This window comes from Klebsiella sp. MS 92-3, assembly GCF_000195655.1.
In the GTDB taxonomy this organism is placed as follows: domain Bacteria; phylum Pseudomonadota; class Gammaproteobacteria; order Enterobacterales; family Enterobacteriaceae; genus Klebsiella; species Klebsiella pneumoniae.
Genome location: NZ_GL882830.1, coordinates 26,484 through 35,285, shown reverse-complemented (window position 1 = coordinate 35,285; position 8,802 = coordinate 26,484). Strand labels below are relative to the sequence as shown.

Below are 8,802 nucleotides of genomic sequence, written 5' to 3'. Positions count from 1 at the left end.
CCCCCCGCGCGGGGGGGGGCGGGGGGGGGCCGCGGCGATCCGTAAAGACGGCGGCGATGATGTCGACGCCACCCACGGCATGCTGATTTTTGCCCGGGTCACCCTCAATGACAGCGGAGAGATTAGCCTGCAGGGCGGGGAGGGTATCGGCACGGTGACCCGCAAAGGGATCGGCCTGCCGACAGGCAGCCCGGCGATAAACCGCACTCCGCGGCACACCATCGAGACCGCCGTGCGCGAAGCGATAGGTCCTACCCGCGGCGCGCAGGTGGAGATTTTTGCTCCGGAAGGCGTACTTCGCGCGCAAAAAACCTATAACGCCCGGCTGGGGATCCTCGGCGGGATCTCGATTATCGGCACCACGGGGATCGTTACCCCGATGTCGGAAGAGAGCTGGAAGCGCTCGCTCTCCCTCGAGCTGGAGATAAAACGCGCCGCCGGGCTGGAGCGCGTGGTGCTGGTGCCGGGCAACCACGGTGAGCGCTTTGTCCGCGAGCAGATGGGCATCGACCCGCAGATGGTGGTCACCATGAGCAACTTCGTCGGCTACATGATTGAAGAGGCGGTTCGGCTCGGTTTCCGCCAGATTGTGCTCATTGGCCATCCCGGCAAACTGATCAAAATCGCCGCCGGGATCTTTCATACCCACAGCCATATCGCCGATGCGCGGATGGAAACTCTCGTCGCTCATCTGGCGCTGCTTGGCGCGCCGCTGCCGCTGCTGACGCTGGTCAGCGAGTGCGACACTACCGAAGCGGCAATGGAGCATATCGACGCCTGGGGATACCAGCGCCTCTATAACCATCTGGCTGAGCGAATCTGCCAGCGTGTTCTTGAGATGCTGCGCTTCACTCAGCAACCGCCCACCTGCGACGCGGTTCTGTTTTCTTTTGATAACCAGGTACTGGGCAGCAGCCGTCCGCTGGAGGCGATTGCCCGGGAGCTGACATGTTGACGGTCGTGGGAATGGGCCCGGCGGGGCTGCAGTGGCTGATCCCGGCCGCGCGCGAGGCAATCGCCGCCGCTGAGGCGCTGGTGGGCGGCAGCCGCCATCTCCAGCAGTTTCCCGACTTCGCCGGCGAGCGCTTCGCGCTGGGGGCCGATATGCCGGCGCTGCTGGCGTGGATTGAGGCCCGTACCGGGCGCCGCGTCGTGGTGCTGGCCTCTGGCGACCCGCTGTTCTATGGCATTGGCACCCGGCTGATTGCCCATTTTGGCCGGGAACGAGTGCAGGTGATCCCCGGCATCAGCGCGGTGCAGTACCTCTGCGCCCGGGCGGGCATCGACATGAACGATATGTGGCTGACCAGCAGCCATGGCCGGGCGGTGAGCTTCGATGCTCTGGCCGCCCACCGGAAAGTCGCCATGGTGACCGACGGCCGCTGCGGACCGCGGGAGATAGCCGCCCAGCTGATGGCCCGCGGCAAAGGCCATCGCTGGATGGTGATAGGCGAGAACCTGGCGATGGAAAACGAGCGGATCCACTGGCTGCCGGTCAGCGCCGTGGAGGACGAATATGAGATGAATGCGGTGGTGATCCTCGATGAAAGATGAGCTGTTTTTGCGCGGCGCCCAGGTGCCGATGACCAAAGAGGCCGTGCGCGCGCTGGCGCTGGCGAAGCTGGAGCTGCACCGGGCGCGCCATCTGATTGATATCGGCGCGGGCACCGGCAGCGTCAGCATTGAGGCTGCTCTACAGAACCCGGCGCTGCGGGTGACGGCGATTGAGCGTCAGGCCGACGCGCTGCGCCTGCTGGCGGAGAACCGGCAGCGCTTTGGCTGCGACAACATCGCTATCGTGGCGGGCGTTGCGCCGCTGGCGGTCGCCGACAAAGCCGACGCGATCTTTATGGGGGGCAGCGGCGGCCACCTGACGGCGCTGATCGACTGGTCGCTGGCGCAGCTGCATCCTGGCGGCCGGCTGGTGATGACTTTTATTTTGCAGGAAAACCTTCATAGCGCCCTGGCGCACCTGCGGCAGAGCGGCATCCACGAGGTGGACTGCCAGCAGCTGGCGGTCTCCACCCTGGCTACCCTGGGCAGCGGCCACTACTTCAAACCCCATAATCCCGTTTTTGTCATCGCCTGTCAGAAGGAAGAAAACCATGGCTGAGACTTTTGATCCCCATTGCGTGTGGTTCGTCGGCGCCGGTCCAGGCGATCGCGAACTGATTACTCTCAAAGGCTACCGTCTGCTACAGCAGGCGCAGGTAGTGATCTACGCCGGGTCGCTGATCAACACCGAGCTACTGGCCTACTGTCCGCCACAGGCGGAGTGCCACGACAGCGCCGCGCTGCATCTGGAGCAGATCCTCGACCTGATGGAGGCGGGGGTGAAGGCGGGAAAAACGGTGGTGCGTCTGCAGACGGGCGACGTATCGCTATATGGCTCGGTGCGCGAGCAGGGCGAAGAGCTGACCCGCCGCGGGATCCGCTGGCAGGTGGTGCCGGGCGTCAGCGCTTTCCTCGGCGCGGCGGCGGAGCTGGGGGTGGAGTACACGGTACCCGAAGTCTCGCAGAGTCTGATTATTACCCGTCTGGAAGGGCGCACGCCGGTTCCCGCGCGCGAACAGCTGGAAGCCTTTGCCAGCCATCAAACCTCGATGGCGATTTACCTGTCGGTGCAACGTATTCACCGGGTGGCGGAGCGGCTGGTGGAGGGCGGCTACCCCGCGACCACCCCGGTCGCGGTGATCTACAAGGCCACCTGGCCGGAAAGCCAGACCGTCCGCGGTACCCTCGCGGACATCTGCGACAAAGTACGCGACGCCGGGATCCGCAAAACGGCGCTGATCCTGGTCGGCCCCTTCCTCGGCGATGAGTATCACTACTCAAAACTGTACGCAGCGGATTTTAGCCATGAATACCGTAAAGCCTGAATCCATTGCCCTGTTTTGCCTGACGCCCGGCGGCGTGCGGCTGGCAAAACGGCTGGCGGCCATGCTGCCGCTTACCTGTTACACCAGCGAAGCGCTGCAGGAAGAGGGGTTTATCCCCTTCAACGGCGGCTTTGCCAGCGCTGCCCGCGAGGCGTTCAGCAGCTTCTCGGCGCTGATTTTTATCGGCGCCACCGGGATTGCCGTGCGGGTGCTGGCCCCGCTGGTGAATGACAAGCTCAGCGACCCGGCGGTGGTGGTGATTGATGAGCGCGCCCGGCACGTCATCAGCTTGCTCTCCGGCCATGCCGGGGGGGCCAATGCGCTGACCCGCTATCTCGCCGGGATGCTCGACGCCGACCCGGTGATCACCACCGCCACCGACGTCAACGAGCTGGCCGCCCTCGACACGCTGGCCTTCCAGCTGAACGCCCGGATGACCGATTTTCGCGCGGCGGTGAAAACCGTTAACCAGATGCTGGTGAGCGGTAAGCGGGTGGGGCTGTGGTGCGACGGCGAATTTACCGGGGCGCTAAGCCGCTGCGACCAGCGCGGGTTTATCCCGGTAAGCGACCTGGCGCGCTTGCCGGCGCTCGACGCCCTGATCTGCGTCACCCTGCGCCGGTCGCTGCCGCCGCTGCCGGTGCCTCACTGGAAGCTGGTGCCCCAGCGGGTGGTGGCGGGGATCGGCTGTCGGCGCGACACCCCCTGCGCGCTGCTCAGTACGTTGCTGGATCGCCAGCTTGCCGCTCAGCGTCTTGACCCGCTGGCGCTGAAAGCGATCGGCAGCGTGAGCCTGAAGGCAAACGAGCCGGGGTTGCGCCAGCTGGCTCACCGCTGCCGGGTGCCGTTCGAAACCTTCAGCGCCGAGGCGCTGCGCGAGCACGAGCACCGCTTTCCGGCCTCGTCTTTTGTCCGGGAGACGGTCGGCGTCGGCAGCGTCTCCGGCCCGGTGGCCTGGCTGCTGAGTCAGGGAAACCTGTCCGGCGAAACCCTGCGTGAGCAGGGCGTGACCATTACTTTGGGAGTAACACACTGATGTTAAGCGTAATCGGAATTGGCCCTGGCTCGCAGGCGATGATGACCATGGAAGCCGTGGAGGCCCTGCAGGCGGCAGAGATCGTGGTGGGCTACAAGACCTACACCCACCTGGTAAAAGCCTTTACCGGCGACAAGCAGGTGATCAAAACCGGCATGTGCAAAGAGATTGAGCGCTGCCAGGCGGCCATCGAGCTGGCGCAGGCCGGGCACAACGTTGCGCTGATCAGCAGCGGCGACGCCGGCATCTACGGCATGGCGGGGCTGGTGCTGGAGCTGGTTAATAAGCAGCAGCTGGACATTGAGGTCCGTCTGATCCCAGGGATGACGGCCAGTATCGCCGCCGCCTCGCTGCTCGGCGCGCCGCTGATGCATGATTTCTGCCATATCAGCCTTAGCGATCTGCTGACGCCCTGGCCGGTGATTGAAAAACGCATAGTCGCCGCCGGGGAAGCGGACTTCGTTATCTGTTTCTACAACCCCCGCAGCCGCGGCCGCGAAGGACATCTGGCGCGCGCCTTTGCGCTGCTGGCGGCCAGTAAAAGCGCAGATACGCCGGTCGGCGTAGTCAAATCCGCCGGACGCAAAAAGCAGGAGAAATGGCTGACCACCCTCGGGGAGATGGATTTTGCCCCAGTGGATATGACCAGTCTGGTGATCGTTGGCAACAAAGCGACTTACATCGACAACGGCCTGATGATCACCCCGCGAGGCTACGCGCTGTGAATCACGGCGACGTGCTGGTTATCGGGGGCACCAGCGATGCGCGGGCGATCTGCCAGCAGCTGGACGCCGCCGACGTGCGCTACACCCTGTCGGTGGCGACCCCTACCGGCGAGCGGCTGGCCGGCGATATCCGCGGGCAGATACGCTGCGGGCGCATGGAGTGGCAGCAGATGGCGGAGTGGCTCAGAGCGCAGCGCACCCGCTGGGTGATCGATGCCTCTCACCCCTACGCCGAGGTGGTCAGCCAGAATATTGTGCGCGCCTGCGCTAGCGTCGGGGTTCTGCTCAGCCGCTATCAAAGGCCGGAGCAGCTGAGCGATCTGCGCCATCCGCTACTTCACGTGGTCGGCGATCTGAACGAGGCCTGCGCGGTGGCTCGTCGCTTCGGCGAGCGGATCCTGCTGACCACCGGCAGCAAAGATCTGGCGGCCTGGCGGGCGGGACTGGCGGAGAAAACGCTGCTCGCCCGGGTGCTGCCGGTGCCGGAGGTGGTTCAGCACTGTAGCGATCTGGGGTTTGGCGTCGGGGAGATCTTCGCCCTCTGCGGGCCGTTCAGCGCCGAATTTAACGCCGCCTTTTATCGCCAGTGCCGGGCCGATGTTGTGGTGACGAAAGCCTCGGGGGCGGAAGGAGGCTATCAGGAAAAAGTACAACCCTGTCTTGATGCGGGGATCCCCTGCATCGTCATTACCCGTCCGGCGCCGCTGGTGACGGGCGATGAACTACTGCAAAGCCAGGCCGATTTCACTACGCGGTTGACGCGCTGGCTGTCGGCGACTTGAGGAAGAGGATATGAAAAAAGCACTTCTGGTGGTGAGCTTTGGCACCAGCTATCACGACACCCGCGAGAAGAACATCGCCGCCTGCGAGCGCGATCTGGCCGCCAGCTGCCCGGACCGCACGCTGTTCCGCGCCTTCACCTCGGGGATGATTATTCGCAAACTGCAGCAGCGCGACGGTATTCATATCGATACTCCGCTGCAGGCTCTGCAAAAGCTGGCCGAGCAGGGATACCAGGATGTGGCGATCCAGTCCCTGCACATTATCAACGGCGACGAGTACGAGAAGATCGTTCGCGAAGTGCAGAGCATGCGCCCGCGCTTTCAGCGTCTGACGCTGGGCGCGCCGCTGTTGAGCGGTCATGGCGATTATGTGCAGCTGATGCAGGCCCTGCGCCAGCAGATGCCGCCGCTGGCGGCGACGGAGCGAGTGGTGTTTATGGGGCACGGCGCCAGCCACCACGCCTTCGCGGCCTACGCCTGTCTGGATCATATGATGGCGGTGCAGGGTTTTCCGGCGCGGGTGGGGGCGGTGGAAAGCTATCCCGAAGTGGACATCGTCATTAACGAACTCTCCCGCCAGGGCGTGACCGGCGTGCATCTGATGCCGCTGATGCTGGTGGCCGGCGATCATGCCATTAATGATATGGCCTCCGACGAAGACGATTCGTGGAAAACCCGCTTCAATGCCGCCGGTATCCCCGCCACGCCGTGGCTTAACGGGTTAGGGGAGAATCCGGCGGTGCGGGCGATGTTTGTCGCCCATCTGCAGCAGGCGCTGAACGACACGATGGAGAAAGCAGCATGAGCGGCAAACTATACGCCCTGAGCAGCGGGCCGGGGGCGGCCGATCTGATCACCGTGCGTGCGGCGCGGATCCTCGGCCAGCTGGATGTGCTGTATGCGCCAGCCGGCCGCAAAGGCGGCGACAGCCTGGCGCTCTCCATCGTACGCGAGTACCTGGGCGCACACACGGAGGTCCGCTGCTGCCATTTTCCGATGAGCACCGACAGCGCGGAAAAAGAGGCGGTGTGGAACGACGTTGCCGCGGCGCTGGCCCAGGAGGTGGCGGCGGGCAGGCAGGTCGGGTTTATCACCCTCGGCGACGCCATGTTGTTCAGCACCTGGGTCTTTCTGCTGCAGCGGATTGGCTGCCCGGAGTGGCTGGAGATTGTCCCTGGCGTTACCTCCTTCGCCGCCATTGCCGCGCGGGCGAAAACCCCGCTGGCCATGGAGCAGCAGTCGCTGGCGGTGATCTCCTGCACCGCGCCGGAAGCGGACATTGCCGCGGCGCTGCGCCAGCATGACAGTCTGGTGCTGATGAAAGTCTACGGCCGCTTCGCCCGCATTAAGGCGCTGCTGGCGCAGGCGGGGCTGCTGGATGCGGCGCTGATGATGTCAGAGGCCACCCTGCCGGGCGAGCAGTGCTGGCGCCGTCTGCGCGAGGTCAGCGATGACCAGCCGCTGCCCTATTTCTCGACCATCCTGGTTAACAAACAGTGGGAGGAGGCGTAATGAATCAGGTGAAATCGCTGAAGCAGCTTTCGTATGGGGGGCTGGCGGCCGCTGTTCTGCTGATCATCGTCCCGCAGGAGGCGTTCGCCATGCATATCATGGAGGGCTTTTTGCCGCCGATGTGGGCGCTGGCGTGGTGGCTGCTGTTTTTACCCTGCCTGTGGTACGGCCTGGTGCGCCTGCGGCGTATCGTTCAGGAAGAGAGCAATCAGAAGGTGCTGCTGGCCCTCTGCGGGGCGTTTATTTTTGTTCTTTCGGCGCTGAAGATCCCGTCGGTGACCGGCAGCTGCTCGCACCCGACCGGCGTCGGTCTGGCGGTGATCCTCTTCGGGCCGGGCGTGGTGGCGGTGCTGGGGGCGATCGTTCTGCTGTTCCAGGCGCTGCTGCTGGCGCATGGCGGCCTGACCACCCTTGGCGCCAACGGGATGTCGATGGCGGTGATCGGCCCGATGGTCGGCTATCTGGTGTGGAAGCTGGCCTGTCGGGCGGGGATCCGTCGCGATGTCGGGGTCTTTCTCTGCGCCATGCTGGCGGATCTGATGACCTACTTTGTCACCTCCGTCCAGCTCGGGGTGGCTTTTCCCGATCCGGCAACCGGGGCAGGCGGATCGATCGCCAAGTTTATGGGCATCTTCTGCCTGACGCAGATCCCGATCGCCATCGCGGAAGGCTTGCTCACCGTGATGATCTACGATCAGCTAACCAAACGGCGACTGATCGCCGCGGAGGCACATTAATATGAAAAAGACCCTGATCCTGTTGGCGATGGTGGCCGCCCTGATGATCCTGCCATTTTTTATTAACCACGGCGGCGAGTTTGGCGGCTCGGACGGCGAAGCGGAGAGCCAGATCCAGGTGGTGGCGCCGGATTATCAACCCTGGTTCCAGCCGCTATATGAACCGGCGAGCGGCGAGATTGAGAGTCTGCTGTTTACCCTGCAGGGCTCGCTTGGCGCGGCGGTGATTTTTTACATTCTCGGATATGCGAGGGGCAGACAGCGCCGTGATGACCGGGTTTGACCGACTCAGCTACCAGAGCCGCTGGTTGCAGGTGGCGCCAGAGCGGAAGTTTCTGCTCTGGCTACTGCTGATGGCGCTGGCCTTTACGCTGCCGGCGTGGGGCCAGGCGCTGACGCTGGCGCTGACCGCCGCGCTGACCTGCTGGCTGCTGCGGGTCTCATTCTGGCGCTGGTGCCGCTGGATGGCGCTACCCTTTGGCTTTTTGCTGGTCGGCGTGCTGACCATTCTGTTCAGCGTTAGCCGCGACCCGCAGATGCTGTTAGCGAGCTTGCGGCTGGGCGCTTTCTCGATAGGGATTTCCGCCCAGGGGCTGGCCGTGGCCGGGGAGACCTTCTGGCGCAGCCTGGCAGCGATGGCGGCCACGCTCTGGCTGGTGCTTAATCTGCCTTTCCCACAGCTGATTATCTTGCTCAAGCGCGGTCGCGTACCGCGGCTGTTGACGGAGCAGATCCTGCTGACCTGGCGCTTCATTTTTATTCTGTTGGACGAGGCGATGGCGATTCACCGCGCGCAAACCCTGCGTTTTGGCTATGGTAGCGTGCCGCAGGGCTATCGCTCGCTGGCGATGCTGGTGGGACTGCTGTTCACCCGCGTCCTCCTGCGCTATCAGCAGATGAGCACGGCGCTGGATATCAAATTGTACCAGGGTGATTTTCACCTCTAAGGATAAGTATGCTTGCCACAACCGATCTCTGGTTTCGCTATCAGGATGAGCCGGTACTTAAAGGGCTGACGCTGGATTTTTCCCGCCATGCGGTGACCGGCCTGGTGGGGGCCAACGGCTGCGGAAAGTCGACGCTGTTTATGAACCTGAGCGGCCCCCCGCCCCCCCCCCCCGGGGGGGGGGG

At 64.1% G+C, this 8,802-nt stretch carries 13 protein-coding genes; all 13 read left to right on the top strand.

The genetic code is table 11. The features are described from left to right. Positions 1-955: cobalt-precorrin-5B (C(1))-methyltransferase CbiD (cbiD, locus tag HMPREF9538_RS08950; protein ID WP_009485651.1), on the top strand; the 955-nt coding region annotated here is incomplete at its 5' end. Then, entirely contained in the window at positions 949-1,554 is a 606-nt protein-coding gene (locus HMPREF9538_RS08955) for a cobalt-precorrin-7 (C(5))-methyltransferase (RefSeq protein ID WP_004174583.1), read from the top strand. The genes cbiD and HMPREF9538_RS08955, both read left to right, overlap by 7 nt. After that, positions 1,544-2,113, top strand: a complete 570-nt coding sequence (locus HMPREF9538_RS08960; RefSeq protein WP_002915684.1) for a decarboxylating cobalt-precorrin-6B (C(15))-methyltransferase — start codon at positions 1,544-1,546, stop codon at positions 2,111-2,113. Before HMPREF9538_RS08955 ends, HMPREF9538_RS08960 begins: the two co-directional genes overlap by 11 nt. Then, positions 2,106-2,879, top strand: a complete 774-nt coding sequence (locus HMPREF9538_RS08965) for a cobalt-precorrin-4 methyltransferase (RefSeq protein WP_009485650.1) — start codon at positions 2,106-2,108, stop codon at positions 2,877-2,879. The genes HMPREF9538_RS08960 and HMPREF9538_RS08965 overlap by 8 nt, the downstream gene beginning before the upstream one ends. Then, positions 2,860-3,915: a cobalt-precorrin 5A hydrolase gene (gene cbiG, locus HMPREF9538_RS08970; protein WP_004900263.1), complete on the top strand. Its 1,056-nt coding sequence runs from the start codon at positions 2,860-2,862 to the stop codon at positions 3,913-3,915. Before HMPREF9538_RS08965 ends, cbiG begins: the two co-directional genes overlap by 20 nt. Further along, positions 3,915-4,640, top strand: a complete 726-nt coding sequence (locus HMPREF9538_RS08975) for a precorrin-3B C(17)-methyltransferase (RefSeq protein ID WP_004143930.1) — start codon at positions 3,915-3,917, stop codon at positions 4,638-4,640. Before cbiG ends, HMPREF9538_RS08975 begins: the two co-directional genes overlap by 1 nt. Next, positions 4,637-5,422, top strand: a complete 786-nt coding sequence (locus HMPREF9538_RS08980; protein ID WP_009485649.1) for a cobalt-precorrin-6A reductase — start codon at positions 4,637-4,639, stop codon at positions 5,420-5,422. Before HMPREF9538_RS08975 ends, HMPREF9538_RS08980 begins: the two co-directional genes overlap by 4 nt. A gap of 10 nt (positions 5,423-5,432) precedes the next feature. Next, complete coding sequence (cbiK, locus tag HMPREF9538_RS08985) at positions 5,433-6,227, top strand: sirohydrochlorin cobaltochelatase (protein ID WP_004174588.1); 795 nt, start codon at positions 5,433-5,435, stop codon at positions 6,225-6,227. Beyond that, complete coding sequence (locus HMPREF9538_RS08990; protein WP_009485648.1) at positions 6,224-6,934, top strand: cobalt-factor II C(20)-methyltransferase; 711 nt, start codon at positions 6,224-6,226, stop codon at positions 6,932-6,934. The genes cbiK and HMPREF9538_RS08990 overlap by 4 nt, the downstream gene beginning before the upstream one ends. Continuing rightward, positions 6,934-7,671, top strand: coding sequence for a cobalt ECF transporter S component CbiM (gene cbiM / locus HMPREF9538_RS08995; RefSeq protein WP_002915621.1), 738 nt, complete (start codon positions 6,934-6,936; stop codon positions 7,669-7,671). The genes HMPREF9538_RS08990 and cbiM overlap by 1 nt, the downstream gene beginning before the upstream one ends. Before the next feature lies 1 nt (position 7,672). Further along, positions 7,673-7,954 (top strand): energy-coupling factor ABC transporter substrate-binding protein, encoded by a 282-nt coding sequence (locus HMPREF9538_RS09000; RefSeq protein WP_002915619.1) that lies wholly within the window; start codon positions 7,673-7,675, stop codon positions 7,952-7,954. Next, complete coding sequence (locus HMPREF9538_RS09005) at positions 7,941-8,618, top strand: energy-coupling factor ABC transporter transmembrane protein (protein WP_009485647.1); 678 nt, start codon at positions 7,941-7,943, stop codon at positions 8,616-8,618. The genes HMPREF9538_RS09000 and HMPREF9538_RS09005 overlap by 14 nt, the downstream gene beginning before the upstream one ends. An 8-nt stretch (positions 8,619-8,626) precedes the next feature. Beyond that, positions 8,627-8,802: ATP-binding cassette domain-containing protein (locus tag HMPREF9538_RS30250; protein WP_009485646.1), on the top strand; the 176-nt coding region annotated here is incomplete at its 3' end.